This window comes from Ramlibacter sp., assembly GCF_028291745.1.
Taxonomy (GTDB): Bacteria; Pseudomonadota; Gammaproteobacteria; order Burkholderiales; family Burkholderiaceae_C; genus Ramlibacter.
This window is the reverse complement of the sequence record NZ_JAQGNQ010000087.1, coordinates 32,639-48,878: the sequence shown is the minus strand read 5'-3', so window position 1 is coordinate 48,878 and position 16,240 is coordinate 32,639. Positions and strand designations below refer to the sequence as shown.

Annotated in this window: 18 protein-coding genes and 1 pseudogene; 9 read left to right on the top strand and 10 right to left on the bottom strand. The window is 68.4% G+C overall.

What is annotated here, in order from left to right; translation table 11 throughout:
* From JWP60_RS16480 to JWP60_RS16470, 3 genes are all read left to right on the top strand, one after another.
* Positions 1–208, top strand: a 208-nt coding sequence (locus JWP60_RS16480) for an adenylosuccinate synthetase (protein WP_299793621.1), incomplete at its 5' end; no start/stop codon positions are given.
* A 35-nt stretch (positions 209–243) separates the two neighbouring features.
* Entirely contained in the window at positions 244–768 is a 525-nt protein-coding gene (locus tag JWP60_RS16475; protein ID WP_299793620.1) for a phosphoribosyltransferase, read from the top strand.
* A gap of 183 nt (positions 769–951) precedes the next feature.
* Positions 952–2,166: a PLP-dependent transferase gene (locus JWP60_RS16470; RefSeq protein ID WP_299793619.1), complete on the top strand. Its 1,215-nt coding sequence runs from the start codon at positions 952–954 to the stop codon at positions 2,164–2,166.
* A gap of 67 nt (positions 2,167–2,233) precedes the next feature.
* Here JWP60_RS16470 and mnmH read toward each other — a convergent pair whose 3' ends face one another.
* Both mnmH and JWP60_RS16460 read right to left on the bottom strand, forming a co-directional pair.
* A complete protein-coding gene (mnmH, locus tag JWP60_RS16465) occupies positions 2,234–3,289 on the bottom strand; it encodes a tRNA 2-selenouridine(34) synthase MnmH (RefSeq protein WP_299793618.1) in 1,056 nt (351 codons plus the stop codon).
* Positions 3,286–3,966, bottom strand: a complete 681-nt coding sequence (locus JWP60_RS16460) for an arylesterase (RefSeq protein ID WP_299793617.1) — start codon at positions 3,964–3,966, stop codon at positions 3,286–3,288. The genes mnmH and JWP60_RS16460 overlap by 4 nt, the downstream gene beginning before the upstream one ends.
* On the opposite strand from JWP60_RS16460, the gene JWP60_RS16455 reads away from it, so the two are divergent.
* The 4 genes from JWP60_RS16455 to rlmB are packed head-to-tail and all read left to right on the top strand — an operon-like array spanning position 3,965 to position 7,296.
* Positions 3,965–4,636: an ABC transporter ATP-binding protein gene (locus tag JWP60_RS16455; protein ID WP_299793616.1), complete on the top strand. Its 672-nt coding sequence runs from the start codon at positions 3,965–3,967 to the stop codon at positions 4,634–4,636. The two genes, JWP60_RS16460 and JWP60_RS16455, sit on opposite strands and share 2 nt — an antisense overlap.
* Before the next feature lie 51 nt (positions 4,637–4,687).
* The gene (locus JWP60_RS16450) at positions 4,688–5,521 is read left to right on the top strand and encodes a TauD/TfdA family dioxygenase (protein WP_299793614.1); all 834 of its coding nucleotides are present in this window, start codon (positions 4,688–4,690) and stop codon (positions 5,519–5,521) included.
* A 14-nt stretch (positions 5,522–5,535) separates the two neighbouring features.
* Positions 5,536–6,507, top strand: a complete 972-nt coding sequence (locus JWP60_RS16445; protein WP_299793612.1) for a tripartite tricarboxylate transporter substrate binding protein — start codon at positions 5,536–5,538, stop codon at positions 6,505–6,507.
* 42 nt (positions 6,508–6,549) lie between these two features.
* Positions 6,550–7,296 carry a 23S rRNA (guanosine(2251)-2'-O)-methyltransferase RlmB gene (rlmB, locus tag JWP60_RS16440; RefSeq protein WP_299793610.1) on the top strand — a complete coding sequence of 249 codons (747 nt, stop codon included), beginning with the start codon at positions 6,550–6,552 and terminating at the stop codon, positions 7,294–7,296.
* A gap of 19 nt (positions 7,297–7,315) precedes the next feature.
* Here rlmB and JWP60_RS16435 read toward each other — a convergent pair whose 3' ends face one another.
* The 5 genes and pseudogenes from JWP60_RS16435 to JWP60_RS16415 all read right to left on the bottom strand — a co-directional run bounded on the left by JWP60_RS16435 (position 7,316) and on the right by JWP60_RS16415 (position 12,606).
* Positions 7,316–7,894, bottom strand: a complete 579-nt coding sequence (locus JWP60_RS16435; protein ID WP_299793608.1) for a chromate transporter — start codon at positions 7,892–7,894, stop codon at positions 7,316–7,318.
* A complete protein-coding gene (locus JWP60_RS16430; protein WP_299793606.1) occupies positions 7,891–8,472 on the bottom strand; it encodes a chromate transporter in 582 nt (193 codons plus the stop codon). The genes JWP60_RS16435 and JWP60_RS16430 overlap by 4 nt, the downstream gene beginning before the upstream one ends.
* Before the next feature lie 272 nt (positions 8,473–8,744).
* A pseudogene (locus JWP60_RS16425) lies at positions 8,745–9,218 on the bottom strand (GNAT family N-acetyltransferase); the annotation flags it as partial.
* 29 nt (positions 9,219–9,247) lie between these two features.
* A complete protein-coding gene (locus JWP60_RS16420; RefSeq protein ID WP_299793604.1) occupies positions 9,248–11,398 on the bottom strand; it encodes a 3-hydroxyacyl-CoA dehydrogenase NAD-binding domain-containing protein in 2,151 nt (716 codons plus the stop codon).
* Between the two features lie 2 nt (positions 11,399–11,400).
* Positions 11,401–12,606, bottom strand: coding sequence for an acetyl-CoA C-acetyltransferase (locus JWP60_RS16415; RefSeq protein ID WP_299793602.1), 1,206 nt, complete (start codon positions 12,604–12,606; stop codon positions 11,401–11,403).
* Positions 12,607–12,818: 212 nt separating this feature from the next.
* On the opposite strand from JWP60_RS16415, the gene JWP60_RS16410 reads away from it, so the two are divergent.
* Positions 12,819–13,214: a VOC family protein gene (locus JWP60_RS16410; RefSeq protein ID WP_299793600.1), complete on the top strand. Its 396-nt coding sequence runs from the start codon at positions 12,819–12,821 to the stop codon at positions 13,212–13,214.
* A 15-nt stretch (positions 13,215–13,229) separates the two neighbouring features.
* Here the strand turns inward: JWP60_RS16410 and JWP60_RS16405 are convergent, their stop codons facing one another.
* The 3 genes from JWP60_RS16405 to JWP60_RS16395 all read right to left on the bottom strand — a co-directional run bounded on the left by JWP60_RS16405 (position 13,230) and on the right by JWP60_RS16395 (position 14,797).
* Positions 13,230–13,736: a hypothetical protein gene (locus JWP60_RS16405; RefSeq protein WP_299793597.1), complete on the bottom strand. Its 507-nt coding sequence runs from the start codon at positions 13,734–13,736 to the stop codon at positions 13,230–13,232.
* 118 nt (positions 13,737–13,854) lie between these two features.
* The gene (locus tag JWP60_RS16400) at positions 13,855–14,337 is read right to left on the bottom strand and encodes a DnaJ domain-containing protein (RefSeq protein ID WP_299793595.1); all 483 of its coding nucleotides are present in this window, start codon (positions 14,335–14,337) and stop codon (positions 13,855–13,857) included.
* Between the two features lie 82 nt (positions 14,338–14,419).
* On the bottom strand, positions 14,420–14,797 hold the full coding sequence (locus tag JWP60_RS16395) for a hypothetical protein (protein ID WP_299793593.1): 378 nt from the start codon (positions 14,795–14,797) through the stop codon (positions 14,420–14,422).
* 381 nt (positions 14,798–15,178) lie between these two features.
* Between JWP60_RS16395 and JWP60_RS16390 the strand changes: the two genes are divergently transcribed.
* Positions 15,179–16,237, top strand: a complete 1,059-nt coding sequence (locus JWP60_RS16390; RefSeq protein ID WP_299793591.1) for a hypothetical protein — start codon at positions 15,179–15,181, stop codon at positions 16,235–16,237.
* Positions 16,238–16,240: the final 3 nt, after the last annotated feature.

The window sequence follows — 16,240 nt, the reverse complement described above, 5'->3', positions numbered from 1 at the left end:
CGAGATTTCGCGCTGCAAGCCGGTCTACGAGACCATGGAAGGCTGGACCGAATCGACGGTGGGCGTCACCCAGTACGACAAGCTGCCGGTGAACGCGCGCCTGTACCTGCAGCGCATCGAGCAGGTGACCGGGGTGCCGGTCGACATCATCTCCACCAGCCCCGACCGCGACCACACCATCATGATGCGCCACCCCTACCTGGCGTGAGCGGCAGCCAGTGAAGCGATAGGAAGGAACGAAGCATGTTGACGGAAGACGGCAAGCACTTGTACGTGAGCTACGACGAGTACCACAACCTGATCGAGAAGCTGGCGATCAAGGTGCACCAGTCGGGCTGGGAGTTCGACACCATCCTGTGCCTGGCACGCGGCGGCATGCGGCCCGGCGACGTGCTGTCGCGCATCTTCGACAAGCCGCTGGCGATCATGTCGACCAGCTCGTATCGCGCCGACGCCGGCACGGTGCAGGGCCACCTGGACATCGCCCACTACATCACCACGCCCCGCGGCGAGATCGCGGGCAAGGTGCTGCTGGTCGACGACCTCGCCGACTCCGGCCTGACCTTGCACAAGGTGGTCGACATGCTGCGCACCAAGTACGAGAAGATCACCGAGCTGCGCAGCGCGGTGCTGTGGACCAAGGGCCTGTCGAAATTCACCCCGGACTACTCGGTCGAATTCCTCGCGACCAATCCCTGGATCCACCAGCCCTTCGAGAGCTACGACGGCATGCGTCCGGAAAAGCTGCTGGAGAAGTGGAAGATCTGAAGGAAGAGGGAAAGAGCAACAACCGGACGCAGAAAGCGCAGAAGTTCCGCGGAAATCGCAGAAGGAAACCATTGAAGGGTGATCAGGGTTTCATGAACAAACGGACTTTTTCTGCGTCTTGTGCGCAACTTTTGCGTCTCTGCGTTCGGTTGTCGGGTTTCAAACAGTCGCTACGATGACCGCATGACGAAGCCGGTCACCGACCTCATCCACCATCCCTATGTCCCCCCGGCCGGCTTTGCCGCGCCGCAGCCTGGTGTGTTCAAGGCCTCCACGGTCATCTTTGCCAATGTCGCCGCCATGCGCGCGCGCGACTGGAAGCACAAGACCGGGTACACGTACGGGCTGCACGGAACGCCGACGACCTTCCTGCTGGAAGAACGGATCGCGGCGCTGGAGGGCGGGCTGCAGTGCGTGCTGGTGCCCAGCGGCCTGGCGGCGATCGCCAACGCCGGGATGGCCTTGCTGAAGACGGGCGACGAGGTCCTGCTGCCCGACAACGTGTACGGGCCGAGCCGCAACCTCGCGGACGGCGAGTTCCGCGCCTGGGGCATCGCGCATCGCCTGTACGACCCCATGAAGCCGCAGGACCTGGAGGCACGCATCGGCCCGCACACCCGCCTCGTGTGGGTGGAGGCGCCCGGCTCGGTGACGATGGAGTTTCCCGACCTGCCGGAGCTGGTGCGCATCTGTCGCCGCAAGGGCGTGACCTGCGCGCTCGACAACACCTGGGGTGCGGGACTGGCCTTCAATCCCTTCGACCTGGTGCCGGGGGAAGAGCTCGGCGTGGATCTCTCCGTCCATGCGCTCACCAAGTATCCCAGCGGCGGCGGCGATGTCCTCATGGGCAGCATCGTCACGCGCGACGACCAGCTGCATCAGCAGGTGAAGCTCACGCACATGCGCGTGGGCTGGGGCATCGGGGCGAACGACGCGGAGGCGGTGCTGCGCTCGCTTCCCAGCATGGCCTTGCGCTATCGCGCGCACGATGTGGCCGCACGCGCTCTGGCGCGCTGGTGCGAGCAGCGCGACGAGATCGTGCAGGTGCTGCACCCGGCGCTGGAGAGCTCGCCCGGGCATGCGCACTGGCAGGCGCTCTGCGGCGACCAGGGCCTGGCGGCCGGCCTGTTTTCCATCGTCTTGCACGAGCGCTTCACGACCGCGCAGGTGGATGCCTTCTGCGATGCGCTCAAGCTGTTCAAGCTGGGTTATTCCTGGGGCGGGCCGGTCAGCCTGGTCGTGCCCTACGACATTGCCTCGATGCGCAGCGCGCAGCTGGCGACGTGGCCGCACAAGGGGGTGCTGGTGCGGTTTTCGGTGGGGCTGGAGGATGTGGCGGATTTGCAGGCGGATATCGATCAGGCCTTGCAGGCGCTCCGCGCAGCGGGGCATTCGTAGGCTGGGCTTCGCGCAGCGAACCCCAGCTTCCCCGCGTAGCGCTGGGGTGCCCTTCGGGCAGCCCAGCCTACAGGCCGACCAACTCGCGTGCGAGTTCCGCCATCGCCTCGGGCGTGCGATCCCTCGGCGCGATCGCCTGGGCCTGCGCAAAACCCTGGAAGTTGCGGTGCGTCGAGCTCGCGTAGCCCGGGTCGTAATGCTTCACCAGCAGCTCGCGCACCACCGGCTCGAGCGCGCCCGCGCGCACCTGCGCCTGCCAGGCCTGCACCTGTTCGCGCCCGCGGATCTGCGTGAGCGCAGCGAGGCGCTCGCAGAACAGGTCGCGATCGCGGCTGAAGAAGTCGTAGTCCTCCAGCAGCAGGCGCACGCGCTCGTCATCGGCCAGGTCCAGGCGCAGGCACGGGCTCGCGCGCATCGCCGTCATCAGCGACTCGGGCACCGCGACGTTGCCGACCTTCTTGCTTTCGCTCTCGACGTACACCGTACGGCCCGGATCGAAGCTGCGCAGCTGCTCCCACACCAGCGTGTCAAAGCGCTTCTGCGTGGGCTGCGGCTGACCGGGGATCAAGCCCAGCACCGAGCTGCGGTGGCTGGCCAGGCCTTCGAGGTCCAGCACCTGCGCGCCCGCCGCCTGCAGCGCCTGCAGCAACCGGGTCTTGCCCGAGCCGGTGGGCCCGCAGATCACGCGCAACGAGAGTCCTTGCACCAGCGCCGGCAGTTCGGCCAGCACCGCGGCCCGGAAAGCCTTGTAGCCGCCCTCGACGATCTGCACCTGGAAGCCGATCTGCCCCAGCACCAGCGACAGCGAGCCGCTTCTCTGGCCGCCGCGCCAGCAATACACCAGGGGCTTCCACTCCCTGGGCTTGTCGATCACCTCGCGCGCGATGTGGCGCGCGATGTTGGCCGCCACCAGCGAGGCACCGCGCTTGCGCGCCTCGAAAGGGCTGACCTGCTTGTACAGCGTGCCGACCTCGTGCCGCTGGGCGTCATCGAGCGAGGGCCAGTTGAGCGCGCCCGGCAGGCGGTCCTCGGCGTACTCGGACTCGCTGCGCGCATCGATCACGGCATCGAACTCGGCCAGCCGCGCCATCGCGTCGGCGGCCGCAATCGGCTTCACGCTCATGAACCGGCAGCCCCCACGTGCTTTCCCTTGGCGGCAGCCGCCAGGGCCTTGCGGAACTCCGGCCAGACGTTCTCCAGGATGCGCGGGTGCACCTGCGCCAGCGGATGCAGGCCATCCGCCTGGAACAGGTCGCGCGCATCCGGCGCATCGGCCACGCCTTGCAGCAGGAAAGGCACGAGCCCGGTCCCGTATTGCTTCGCGACTTTCGGAAAGAGGCCGCTGAACTTGTTGGCATAGTCGCTGCCGTAGTTGGGCGGCACCTGCATGCCCACCAGCAGCACGCGGGCGCCGGCCTTCTGCGCGGCCTGGGTCATCTGCGCCAGGTTGTCTTCGGTGCCGGCCAGCGGCAGCCCGCGCAGGGCGTCGTTGGCGCCGAGTTCGAACACCACCAGGTCCGGCTTGTGCTGCGCCAGCAAGGCCGGCAGCCGCGCGCGGCCGCCCGACGAGGTGTCGCCGCTGATGCTGGCGTTGATCACGTCGGCCGCGATCTTCTGCTGCGCCAAGCGCTGCTGCAGCAGCGCGACCCACCCGGAGCCGCGCTTCAGGCCATACTCGGCGCTCAGCGAATCACCGACCACCAGGACCACCGGCGCCGCTGCCGCCCGCACCGCGCCAGCGCAAGCGAGCGCCAGCAGGCCAGCGATCGCTGCGCGCCGCCGCAAAGACACCAAACGCATGGCTGAATCCATCATTTCCGTCGAACACGTTCACAAGTCGGTGACCGATTCCACCGGCACACTCGCCATTCTCCGCGATATCGATTTCTCCCTGGCGGCCCGGGAAACTGCCGCCATCGTGGGCGCATCGGGCTCGGGGAAAAGCACGCTGCTGTCCATCATCGCGGGCCTCGACACCCCCACGCAGGGCACGGTGCGCATCGCGGGCGAGGACCTGTTCGCCCTCGACGAGGATGCGCGGGCCGGACTGCGCGCGCGCAAAGTCGGCTTCGTGTTCCAGAGCTTCCAGCTGATGGGGAACCTCACGGCGCTGGAGAACGTGATGCTGCCGCTGGAGCTGGCCGATCGCCGCGATGCCCGCAAGACCGCCGCCGAGATGCTGGCGCGCGTGGGCCTCTCGCAGCGGCTGGGCCACTATCCGCGCGTGCTCTCCGGCGGCGAGCAGCAGCGCGTGGCGCTGGCCCGCGCCTTCGTCGTGCAGCCAGCGGTGCTGCTGGCCGACGAGCCCACCGGCAGCCTCGACTTCGCGACCGGCGAGACGGTGATGGAGCTGATGTTCGCCCTGAATCGCGAGCAGGGGACCACGCTGGTGCTGGTGACGCACGACCACGCCATCGCCGAGCGCTGCGAGCATCGCATCACGATCGAGGCGGGGCGCATCGTCCCCTGAGGGATTCCCACATGGGCCGCATCACGGGCTGTCGTTAGCATCGGCGGCACCATGCCGCAATTGCAAGTCAAGCGTATCGCCGGGGCGTTGGGAGCCGAGATCCACGGTCTCGACCTCGCTGCCGGCCTCACCGAATCCCAGGCCGCGCAGGTGCGAGAGGTGTTCCTCGCGCACCAGGTCATCTTCTTTCGCGACCAGCAGCTCAGCCCGCAGCAGTACCTGCGCTTCGCGCAGGCGATGGGCAAGCCGATCGAGTATCCCTTCGTGAAAGGCCTGGAGGGCTTCCCGGAAATCATCGAGGTCAAGAAGCTGGAGCACGAGCGCAGCAACTTCGGCGGCATCTGGCATTCCGATACCAGCTACCTCGAACAGCCGCCCATGGGCTCCATGCTGCTCGCGCGCGAAGTGCCGCCCTTCGGGGGCGACACGCTGTTCGCCAGCCAGTACCTCGCGTACGAGGCGCTCTCCGAAGGCATGCGCAAGCTGCTGGATCCGCTGGTGGCGATCAACAGCTCGGCCAAGGCGGATGTCTCCAAGACGCGGGAAGATCGCATCGCCAGCGATGGCCGCGCCGAAGCGCGCAAGGACTACGTGTCGGCGCACCCGGTGGTGCGCACCCATCCCGAGACCGGGCGCAAGGCGCTGTACGTGAACATCGCCCACACGCTGCGTTTCGACGGCATGGCGGAGGACGAAAGCGCGCCGCTTCTGCATTGGCTGTACCAGCACCAGGTGAAGCCGGAATTCACCTGCCGCTTCGGCTGGCAGCCGGGATCGATCGCCTTCTGGGACAACCGCTGCGTGCAGCACAACCCGGTCAACGATTACCACGGCTACCGGCGCCTGATGCATCGCATCACGCTGGCCGGTGACACGCCCCGCTGAAAGAAAAAAACCTCATGTTGAATCGCAAGCAATTTGCCATCGCTCTGGCTGCGGCCACGCTGATGGCCGGCCCGGCCTGGGCCCAATCGTTTCCGAACCGGGCGGTGAAGATCGTGGTGCCGCAGACGCCGGGCGGCGCCTCCGACGCGCTGGCCCGCATCGTCGGCCAGAAGCTCTCCGAGCGCTGGGGCCAGCCGGTGGTGGTCGACAACAAGCCGGGCGCGGGCGGCAACGTCGGCACCGAATTCGTGGCGAAGTCGCCGGCCGACGGCTACACGCTTCTCATGAGCTACGTGGGGACGCAAGCCATCAACGGCAGCGTGTATCGCTCGCTGCCTTTCGATCCGTACAAGGATTTCGCGACCGTCGCCACGGTGGCGACCGTGCCGTTCGCGCTGGTGGTCAACCAGAATTTCCCGGCCCGGACGACCCAGGAGCTGGTGGCCTATGCCAAGGCCCACCCGGGGCAGGTCAACTTCGGCTCGGCCGGCAACGGCTCGCTCAATCAGTTGCTGGGCGAGATGGTCAACCTGAACCAGGGCATCAAGCTCGTGCACGTGCCGTACAAGGGCGCGGCCGGCGCGCTGACCGACACCATCGGCGGCCAGATCCAGCTGACTTTCGGCAGCCTGCCTTCGGTGGCCGCGCACATCCGCGGCGACAAGGTGCGGGCGCTGGCGGTGACCGGGGCGAAGCGCTCGCCGGCGTTTCCCAACGTGCCGACGCTGGCCGAGGGCGGCCTGGCCGGCTTCGAGCTGAGCCCGTGGTTCGGCCTGCTGGCGCCCGCCGGCACCCCCGAGCCCGTGGTCCGCAAGATCAACGCCGACGTCGCCGAGGTCCTGCGCGACCGCGACCTGCTGGAGAAATTCGCGGCCAACGGCGCCGACCCGTATGCGACCACGCCGGAGCAGTTCTCGCGCATCCTGGCCGACGACATCCACAAGTGGGCGCAGGTGGTGAAGGCCTCGGGCGCGAAGATCGACTGAGCGCGCATCCGGGGGGGAGGGGCCGGACGGGATAATCCCTCCATGTCTGCCTCTCCCAAAGTGCTGTTCGGCTTCCATGCGGTCGGTGTGCGCCTGCGCACCGCGCCCAAATCCATCATCGAGATCTACGTCGACGCGACGCGCAGGGACGCCCGCATGCGGCAGTTCCAGCAGAAGCTGCAGGAGGCGGGGCTGCGTCCCATCACCGCGGACGGCCTGCGCCTGTCGCAGCTGGCCGGCAGCGCCGGTCACCAGGGCGTGGTCGCCCGCGTCGAGCCGATGGCGGTCAGTACCTCGCTGGACGACCTGCTCGATGGCATCGCCGTGCCGCCGCTGTTGCTGGTGCTCGATGGCGTGACCGACCCGCACAACCTCGGCGCCTGCCTGCGCGTGGCCGATGGCGCCGGCGCGCACGCGGTGATCGCGCCCAAGGACCACGCGGTCGGGATCAATGCCACGGTCGCGAAGGTGGCGAGCGGGGCGGCCGAGACGGTGCCGTACTTCATGGTCACCAATCTCGCGCGCACGTTGGGCGAACTGAAGGAGCGCAACATCTGGTGCCTGGGTCTCTCCGACGAGGCGACGCAGACGCTGTACCAGTCCGACCTGAAGGCGCCGACGGCGCTGGTCATGGGCGCCGAAGGCACGGGCCTGCGCCAGCTCACGCGCAAGACCTGCGATGGTCTCGTGTCCATCCCGATGCTGGGTGCGGTCGAGAGCCTGAACGTCTCGGTGGCCAGCGGCATCTGCCTGTACGAGGCGGTGCGCCAGCGCTTGCCGGCGCCCTGAACGCGCACCCCACGAAGCCTCACACCCAGCCGATCCAACCCAACAGCGCCCCCGCGGCCAGCAACCAAAGGAGGTGCAGCCGCGTGCGCCACACCAGCAACGCGCTCACGAGCGTCACGCCCCAGAGCGGGGCGTTGTGCAGCGAATAGCCGCTGCCCGTGGCCAGGATCCACCCGGTGGAGATCAGCAGGCCGACGGTGATGGGTGCCATGCCCTGCTTGAACGCGCGCACGCCGCGCAGGTCACGGTTGCGATGGCTCCACTGCGCGCTGACGTACACCAGCACCGAACTGGGCAACATGATGCCGCCCAGGCACAGCATCATGCCCAGCAGCCCGGTCCAGAGACCGCCGGCATTGAGGCCCACGTTCCAGCCCATGAGCGCGGTGAACAGCACGTTCGGTCCGGGCGCGGCCTGCGCGATGGCGATGGAGGCGCTGAACTGCGGATCGGTCAGCCAGCCCTTTTCGACGACCAGGAAGCGATGCATGTCGGGCGCCGTGCTGATCGCGCCGCCCACCGACAGCAGCGACAGGGTCGCGTAATGCAGGAACAGGGACAGCCAGTCGGCCACGGACATGGCCAGCGGGATGTTCATGCGAGCCTCCGCCAGGCCGCGGCGGAACCGAGGGCGCCCAATCCCAGCAGCACCCACACCAGCGGCAGGCGCAGCAGCGCGATGGCCACGAAGGCCGCGATGGCCAGCAGGCTGGCCAGCGGCAGGCCCATGACGTTCTTGCGCAGCGCCGGCAGCAGCTTGAGGCCGGTGGCGATGATCAGGCCGGCCGCCACCGCGCCCATGCCGCGCAGCGCACCGGCCACGTGCGGGTTGTCGGCAAACCGGGCATAGATCAGCGCGAGCCCGAGGAGCAGCAGCAGCGGGAGGGTGAGCATGCCCGCGAGTGACACCAGCGAGCCGCGCCAGCCGAAATAGCGCCAGCCGAGCGTGATGCCCAGGTTGATCACGTTGGGGCCGGGCATGATCTGCGCGACCGCCCATTCCTCGATGAATTCCTCGCGGGTCATCCAGCGCTTGTTCTCCACCAGCTCGCGCTGGGCGATGGCCAGCACGCCACCGAAGCCCTGCAGGGCCAGCCACGTGAACGAGAGGAACAGGTCGGTCAGGGACTTGGGGCGCGCAAGCGGCGCCTCGCCGGCAACTACGTGGGGGGACATTCCCGCGATTATCCGGCGGCAAGCTGACGATTCGACGCGGGCACCGGCGGATGCGCGAGGGCGGCCTTCGCCAAGTGCGATGGCGGGTGCGGCCAAGCTCAAGACGAAGCGAAGCTCATCTGGCGATCCGGCAATTTCGAACGCGGAAGACGCAGAAGTGACGCACAAATCGCAGAAGAAGACATGAAACCCTTGAAGGTTTGTTCTGCGTCTTCCGCACAACTTCTGCGACTTCTGCGTTCAAGACTTCTTGAGCGACCAGGACACTTGCTTCACAACTCCCGCTCCCACACCTCGCTCACCAGCTGCTGTCCGAAGGCCTGGTTCGCTTCGCTGTCCTTCAGCACGAAGCCGCGCGCTGCGTAGATGGCACGGGCCGCGACCAGGTTGCTCTGGGTCCACAGCACCATGCGGCGATAGCCGCGGTCGCGCGCGAAGGCGACGCATTCGTCCACCAGGCGGCCGCCCAGCCCGAGACCGCGGGCTTCCGGCCGCAGGAGCAGCAAGCGCAGTTGTGCCACGGTGGCCGACTTGCGCACCAGGAACACGCAGCCGGCGCGCTCGCCATCCACTTCGGCGATCCAGCCTTTCTCCCCTTGCGGATCGAAGTCGCGCAGGAAGCTCGCCGCGATCTCCGCCACCAGCGCCTCGAAGCTGGCATCGAAGCCGTACTCGCGCGCGTAGAGCTCGCCATGCACCTGCACCACCCAACCCAGGTCGCCCGGCGCGGGATCGCGCAGCACCACCTTGCCGGCCGGCAATGACATGGGCCCGTTCACCACCTGGGCTCATGCCGACGAATCGCGTCGACCACTTCCGGTGCGACATCGAAGCCCGGCCCGTACTTCGCCGCAAGCTCCCGTGCGCGCCGCAGGAACGCGTCCACTCCCGTGCCGTAGATGAACTGCATCGCTCCACCCGTCCAGCCCGGAAAGCCGATGCCGAAGATCGAGCCGATGTTCGCGTCGTGCACGCTGGTCAACACGCCTTCGGCCAGGCAGCGCGCGGTCTCGACGGACTGGCGATAGAGCAGGCGGTCCTTGAGGTCCTGCAGCTCCCACACCGGATCGGGCCGGCCGAAGATCTTGGGCAGCTCCGGCCACAGGAATTTGCGCGCGCCAGCCTCCTGCGGATACTCGTAGAAGCCGCCACCTGCCGCGCGCCCGTTGCGGTCGAACTCCTTGACCATGCGCTCCACCAGCAATTCGCCGGGCGTTGCGATGTAGGTGCCGCCCTCGGCACGCGCATCGGCGCGGGTCTGGTCCAGCACGTGCACGGCCAGCGAGAGCGCGGTTTCATCCAGCACCGCGAGCGGCCCGACCGGCATGCCCGCCTGCAGGCCGGCCTGTTCCACCACGGCGGCGGGAAGGCCTTCGCCGATCATGGCCGCGCCTTCCATCACGAAGGTGCCGAACACGCGGCTGGTGAAGAAGCCGCGGCCGTCGTTCACCACGATCGGCAGCTTGCCCAGCGCCTGCACATAGTCGAAGGCGCGCGCCACGGTGTGGTCGTCGGTCGCATGGCCGCGGACGATCTCCACCAGCTTCATCTTCTCGACGGGGCTGAAGAAATGAATGCCCACGAAGTGCTGCGGCCGCGCGCTTGCCTGCGCCAGGCCCGTGATGGGCAGGGTGGAGGTGTTGCTGGCAAAAATGCCGCCGGGGGCCAGCAGCGACTCGGCCTCGCGCGTGACGCGCGCCTTGAGATCGCGATTCTCGAACACCGCCTCGATGATCAGGTCGCAGCCTTCCAGGTCCCTGGCCGCTTCGGTCGGCACGATCCGCGCGAGCAGTTCGGCCTGCGCCTGCGCGCTCATGCGGCCCTGGTCCACCCGTGCCTGCGTGATCCGTGCACTGGCCGACTTGCCCGCCTGGGCGCGAGCCAGCGACACGTCCTTCAGCACGGTGGCGATGCCGCGGCTGGCCTGGGCGTGGGCGATGCCGGCGCCCATCATCCCGGCGCCCAGGATGCCGACCTTGTGCGGTCGCCACTTCTGCGTGCCCGTGGCCGGACGCGACTTCCCGCTCCTGACCGCATTCAGGTCGAAGAAGAAGGTGTTGATCATGTTCCTCGCCACCGGCGACACGATCAGCCGTGCGAGGTAGCGGCTCTCGATGCGCAGCGCCGTGTCGAAGTCCACCTGCGCGCCTTCGACCATCGCCGCCAGCGCCGCTTCAGGGGCGGGATAGAGGCCACGCGTCTTCTGCTGCAAGGCCGCCGGTGCGACCGCCAGCATGGCCGCGATCTTCGGGCTGCCTGGCGGGCCGCCCGGCATGCGGTAGTCCTTCGCGTCCCAGGGCTGCTGCACTTGCGGATGCGCGGCGATCCAGGCCAGCGCGCGTTCGCGCAATGCCGATGCATCGTCCACGAGTTCGTGCACCAGACCCAGCTCCAGCCCCTCGCGCGGGGAGAACAGCCGGCTTTCCAGGATGAAGGGCTGGGCGTCCTGCAGTCCGAGCAGGCGCGTCATCTTGGTGATGCCGCTCGCGCCCGGGATCAGCCCCAGGGTGATCTCCGGCAGGCCCAGCTGGATCTTCGCGTCGTCCACGGCAACGCGGTGATGCGCCACCAGCGCGATTTCCCAGCCGCCACCCAGGGCCGATCCGTTCAGGCAGGCGACCACCGGCTTGCCCAGGGTCTCGAGCATTCGGAAGTTCTTCTTCACCTGCTCGATCTCGCGGAACACGCGCGCCGCGTCCTGCGGCTGCAGGCGCAGCACGCCCTTGAGGTCGGCGCCCGCAAAGAAGGTGCTCTTCGCCGAGGCCAGCACGATCCCTCGGATCGCTCCCTGGTCGGCCAGCACCTGCTGCACGGCCGCGCCCATGTCGTGCTGCCATTGCGCGCCCATGGTGTTGACCGGCGAGCCCGGCTCGTCGAAGGTGAGGGTGGCGATGCCGTCGGCCAGCTGGTAGCGGATGGTGTCCATGCTCAGACCCGTTCGACGATGGTCGCGATGCCCATGCCGCCGCCCACGCACAAGGTGGCCATGCCGTAACGCAGCTGGCGCCTATGCAGTTCGTCGATCAGCGTGTTGAGGATCATCGCGCCGGTCGCACCCAGCGGATGGCCCAGGGCGATGGCGCCGCCGTTGACGTTGACCTTCTCGTGCGGCACGCCCAGCTCCTTCATGAATTTCATGGGCACGGCGGCGAAGGCTTCGTTCACCTCGAACAGGTCGATCTGATCGACCGTCAATCCGGCCTTCGCCAGCGCCTTGCGCGCGGCCGGCATCGGGCCGGTGAGCATGATCGTCGGATCCGCCCCGGAGAGCGCCGCGGCCACGATGCGCGCGCGCGCCGTGAAGCCATGCGTGCGCCCCGCCGCCTCGCTGCCCACCAGGACGGCTGCGGCGCCATCGACGATGCCCGAGGAATTGCCGGCGTGATGCACGTGCGCAATGCGCTCCACGTGCGGATAACGGCGGATGGCCACCTGGTCGAAGCCCATGGCACCCAGCTGTTCGAACGCCGGCTTGAGCGCCGCAAGGCCCTCCATGGTCGTGTGCGGCTTGATGAATTCATCCTGGTCCAGGAGGATCTGGTCCAGGAAGTCCTTGACCGGCACGATGCTGCCGGCGAAGAAGCCGTCCTCGCGGGCGCGGGCCGCGCGCTGCTGCGACTCCAGCGCGAAGGCATCGACCTCCTCGCGCGTGAAGCCTGCCAGCGTCGCGATCAGGTCGGCGCCTATGCCTTGCGGCACGAAAGCGGTGGCGGCATTCGTCTCCGGGTCCTGTGACCAGGCGCCGCCGTCGGAGCCTATCGGCACGCGGCTCATGCTCTCCACGCCGCCGGCCACCACCAGGTCTTCCCAGCCGGAACGCACCTTCTGCGCCGCCATGTTGACGGCCTCCAGCCCGGAGGCGCAGAAGCGATTGAGCTGCACGCCGCTGCAGCGCCAGTCCCAGCCCGCCTTGAGCGCAGCGACCTTGGCAATCACCGAGCCCTGTTCGCCCACCGGCGAGACCACGCCCATCACGACGTCGTCGACCTGCGCGGTGTCGAAATCGTTGCGCCGCTGCAGCTCGCCGAGCAGCCCGGCCAGCAGGTTCACCGGCTTGACTTCATGCAGGCTGCCGTCCTTCTTGCCCTTGCCGCGCGGGGTGCGGATGGCGTCGTACACGAAGGCTTCGCTCATGGGGTCTCCTCGGTTGCGCAAGTATAGGAAGCCCCCCCGTCCTTGACATGGTGGCGGCAAGGCCTAGACTGCGCGCTCGTCGACAGCTGCCAGGAGCGTCGATCCCGACCCGCGAAAGGTGGAGCGCGTCTTCTCCGCCATCATGCAGATGAAGAAGCTGGACCTCGCCGCGCTGCAGCGCGCGCATGCCGGCGCCTGACCCGGAGAGTGCCATGAACCCTGTCGTGCATTTCGAACTGCCTTGCGACGACCGCGAGCGCGTTGCCCGCTTCTATCGCCAGGCCTTCGCCTGGAAGCTGGAGATGCTTGGGCCCGAGATGGCCAACTACGTGCTGGTGACCACCGCCAGCGAGGATGCCCGGCCCGATGCGCCCCGCGGCGCCATCAACGGCGGCATCTTCACGCGCACGGCGCAGATGCCGGAAGTGCATCCGTCCGTGGTGATCGGTGTGGGCGACATCCAGGCCGCGATGAAGGCAGTGCGCGATGCCGGCGGGGAGATCCTGGGCGAACCCATGGAGATCCCGGGCGTCGGGCACTATGTGTCCTTCATCGACACCGAGCGCAATCGCCTGAGCATGCTGCAGGCGCTGCGCCCCGGACACTGAGGCTTGCGCCGTGGGTCAGTAGCGGCCCGGGTCGCGCGGATAGCGATCGTCGCGGTTGATCACGCCGTCGCCGTCGCGGTCTCCGTACGGGCCACTGCGGCCGTCGTTGTAGGTGGCGACGTTGTCGCTGCGCACCCAGGTGCCGCCCACCAGGTACCAGGCGCCGTCATTGCGTTGCTCCCAATGGGCGGCCTGCCACGCATAGCCGGGGCGCGATGCAACCCATTCACCGCCGCGCCAGAGATAGCGGCCGTTGTCCCACGCGTAGTGGCCCGGTGCCCAGACGTAGCCCTCGCGCGGGGCCGGCATGGCTTCGTAGATCGGCGCCGGCGGCGCCGTCTGCACGATCACGTTCTGGCCCGGATAGCCGTACACCGGCGTGCTCGGGTAGTTGTACGTCGGCGCGCCGGAGTAGTAGGGGCCGGTGCCCGCGACGACGGCGGGCGCCGCCTGGGCGACGGATGCGATCCCCATCAGGGAGCCGGCGGCCAGGGCCGCGGCCAGCAGAGTCTTGCGGTTCATAGCGAATCTCCTTGTCAATGAAGACAAGGTACGGCCGGGCTGGTGCACCCGGCATCGGACCGCGACGGCACCGCCCGTCAGCGCAGTCTGGCCGGCAGTAGACGGCTCGGCAGTGCGCTCAGGCGGGGCGGCGGCAACCCGGCGCGGGCGCCGTGGCCTGCGCCGTGCAGGGCTGCGCGTTGAGCGGCGACGCGGCCCGCGCGGGCATGACGGTCAGGACCACGGCGGTGGTCACCGTGACGACGACGAACACCGTGGTGCCGAACAGCAGATACCAGGGCCAGCTCCTCGCCGGATGCAGGTACGCCCAGAGGTGGCGAGGCGGCTGCGGCACCGGCGGGCGGGGCTGCGCGCTGCGCTCGGCGCGGCGGATCCACAGGTCGTGCTCGGTCCGGCGGTGCGCATCGGAGAGCACCTCGTAGGCGGCGTTGATCGCGGCCATGGCGCGGGCAGCGTTGGCGTTGCCCGGCATCTTGTCCGGATGGTACTGGTGCGCCAGCTTGCGGTAGGCGGCGCGCACGCGCTCGGGGGCGGCATCGCGCTCGACCTGCAGCACGTCGTAGTAGGTGGGCATGGACTCGTCCATCGCTACGATTTTCATAGCTTCGTCCGGGCGTCGTCCAGCAAAAGCTTGCATCGGCGGCCTCGCTGTGGGTTCGCTGCTACGAAATCAGCAGCGGACCTCAGAAGCTGTGAATGAATTGATCGCGTCCGCGACGGGGTGCATCAGGGTGCAGGCGATGGCGCGACGAGGCGGTGGCGAACAGCGCCGAGAGGGCCGCGTGCAGCCGCTGCCGCTGGCGATGCTCGGCGACCGAGCGCGCATGCCGCGGCAGGTAGGAGATCTCGTTGGCCGCGTCGGCGGCCACGGCGCGCAGCGCGCCTTCCGGCGAGCGGTGGTGCTCGCCGCCGAAGAGCTTGAAGGCGCAGTCCGCCTGCCAGTAGCTTTGCGGCCGGGTCCAGCACACCTTGGCATAGCTCGCGAAATGTTCGCCGTCGCCGGCAGGCGCCGCATAAGCCGCGAGATAGAAGCCATTGAGCGGCCCCCAGATCCTTTCCATGTCGCGCTCCCTTGTACTTCTTTCCTGGGCCGGGAGTGTGCGTCAGCAGGTGCGCGGCTGTGGGTCCGGGTTACACGCTTGCGGCGCGGTCCTACAGAAATGCAGCCGCTCGCGCCCTTCGGACGAACGGCCGCGCGGGCATGCATGCAACATCACCATGAAGGCCAGAGAACTTTCGTGAGCTATTCGTCGATGCGTGCCACTGGTCCGCGCGGCGGCACCGAACGTTGCGCGCGCAACGTTGCACCGTGTGAGCCGCCGTTAGTGCCGGTGAGCAGATGTCACGGCAGCCCGCCGACGGCCCTGCCGCCTGGCCACCGCGCCCTTGTCCCCGCTTGCCGCTTCTTTCAAAGTGGTCCGACGACACAGAGGGAGGCAAGCATGGGAACGCAAGGAAGAACCTGGCCGGCACGTGCACTGGCGCTGCTGGCCGCAGCGCTGTTCTGGCAGGCAAGCACGGTGCATGCGCAGGAGAGTGCGAGCGTGCCGCCGGCGATTGCACGCACGGCCGGCGAACTGGCGGCGCTGCTTGCCGAACACTGCCCGCTGGCACCGGCCAACGACATCGCCGCCTTCGAGCGCTGTCGCGAGGCGCTTCGCGGCAGCGACGCACTGCGTGCGCGCCTGCCGCAGATCGTGCTGTGGGGCCGCCAGAGCGCCGAGCCGCAGGCGAGCCTCGCGGCCAGTACGCTGACCCAGTTGTCGCCCGACTTGTGGACGCAACTGTATGCACCGCTGTTCATGTTCAATGGCCGCTACCAGGTGGAGTGGGTGGCGCAGGAGAACCACTACCTGGTGCGGCTGGAGACGGCTTTCCGCAACCGGCTGCCGCCCGGGCAATATCCGACGCCGTTCTGGCACGACGCGCAGAAATGGCGCACCTACCAGCATGCCAACGGCCTGCTGCTCTGGCTGCAGCCGCAGACCGGCAGCGTGCATGTGGCGCAGTTCACGAGCCGCGCGACCACGCCGCCGCTGCAGGACGTGGAGATCATCGCCCGGCGCTTCGGCGGCCAGTGGTTGTGGACCGATGACGGCGGCCGCACGCAGCCGGCCGTGGCCGCCTTCGACGGCATGTACCGCCCCGAGAATCCCTTCCTGCCCAAGCTGGAGCGGCAGTACCGGGATCTCGCGCTGCACCTGCGCGACGCGCAATGCACGGCGTGCCACGCGCCGGACAATTCGCAGCACATGCAGCGCCCGGTGCTGCTGACCACGCCGGCGCACGCGGCCGGCGAAATCGACCGCCTGATCCGCGCCGTGCGCGAGGACCGCATGCCGGTGGACGCGCACCGCCGGCCCGTGGCGCTGTCGGCCGACGCCAAGGCCTGGCTCCTCGAAAGCGCCACGATCTTCGGCGACACGGTGCGCGCGGCGCGGGACTGGGAGTCTCCGGCCACCACGCCCTCCGCGGCCGCCGACGCCGCCGCGAGCGAATAGGGC

Bases quoted from the DNA above. Each gene is read 5' to 3' on its own strand.
- JWP60_RS16445 (WP_299793612.1), top strand. From the start codon at position 5,536: ATGTTGAATCGCAAGCAATTTGCCATCGCTCTGGCTGCGGCCACGCTG.
- JWP60_RS16475 (WP_299793620.1), top strand. From the start codon at position 244: ATGTTGACGGAAGACGGCAAGCACTTGTACGTGAGCTACGACGAGTAC.
- JWP60_RS16400 (WP_299793595.1), bottom strand. From the start codon at position 14,337: ATGAAAATCGTAGCGATGGACGAGTCCATGCCCACCTACTACGACGTG.
- JWP60_RS16415 (WP_299793602.1), bottom strand. From the start codon at position 12,606: ATGAGCGAAGCCTTCGTGTACGACGCCATCCGCACCCCGCGCGGCAAG.
- JWP60_RS16420 (WP_299793604.1), bottom strand. From the start codon at position 11,398: ATGGACACCATCCGCTACCAGCTGGCCGACGGCATCGCCACCCTCACC.
- JWP60_RS16390 (WP_299793591.1), top strand. From the start codon at position 15,179: ATGGGAACGCAAGGAAGAACCTGGCCGGCACGTGCACTGGCGCTGCTG.
- JWP60_RS16430 (WP_299793606.1), bottom strand. From the start codon at position 8,472: ATGTCCCCCCACGTAGTTGCCGGCGAGGCGCCGCTTGCGCGCCCCAAG.
- JWP60_RS16410 (WP_299793600.1), top strand. From the start codon at position 12,819: ATGAACCCTGTCGTGCATTTCGAACTGCCTTGCGACGACCGCGAGCGC.
- rlmB (WP_299793610.1), top strand. From the start codon at position 6,550: ATGTCTGCCTCTCCCAAAGTGCTGTTCGGCTTCCATGCGGTCGGTGTG.
- JWP60_RS16450 (WP_299793614.1), top strand. From the start codon at position 4,688: ATGCCGCAATTGCAAGTCAAGCGTATCGCCGGGGCGTTGGGAGCCGAG.
- JWP60_RS16435 (WP_299793608.1), bottom strand. From the start codon at position 7,894: ATGAACATCCCGCTGGCCATGTCCGTGGCCGACTGGCTGTCCCTGTTC.
- mnmH (WP_299793618.1), bottom strand. From the start codon at position 3,289: ATGAGCGTGAAGCCGATTGCGGCCGCCGACGCGATGGCGCGGCTGGCC.
- JWP60_RS16455 (WP_299793616.1), top strand. From the start codon at position 3,965: ATGGCTGAATCCATCATTTCCGTCGAACACGTTCACAAGTCGGTGACC.
- JWP60_RS16460 (WP_299793617.1), bottom strand. From the start codon at position 3,966: ATGCGTTTGGTGTCTTTGCGGCGGCGCGCAGCGATCGCTGGCCTGCTG.
- JWP60_RS16395 (WP_299793593.1), bottom strand. From the start codon at position 14,797: ATGGAAAGGATCTGGGGGCCGCTCAATGGCTTCTATCTCGCGGCTTAT.
- JWP60_RS16405 (WP_299793597.1), bottom strand. From the start codon at position 13,736: ATGAACCGCAAGACTCTGCTGGCCGCGGCCCTGGCCGCCGGCTCCCTG.
- JWP60_RS16470 (WP_299793619.1), top strand. From the start codon at position 952: ATGACGAAGCCGGTCACCGACCTCATCCACCATCCCTATGTCCCCCCG.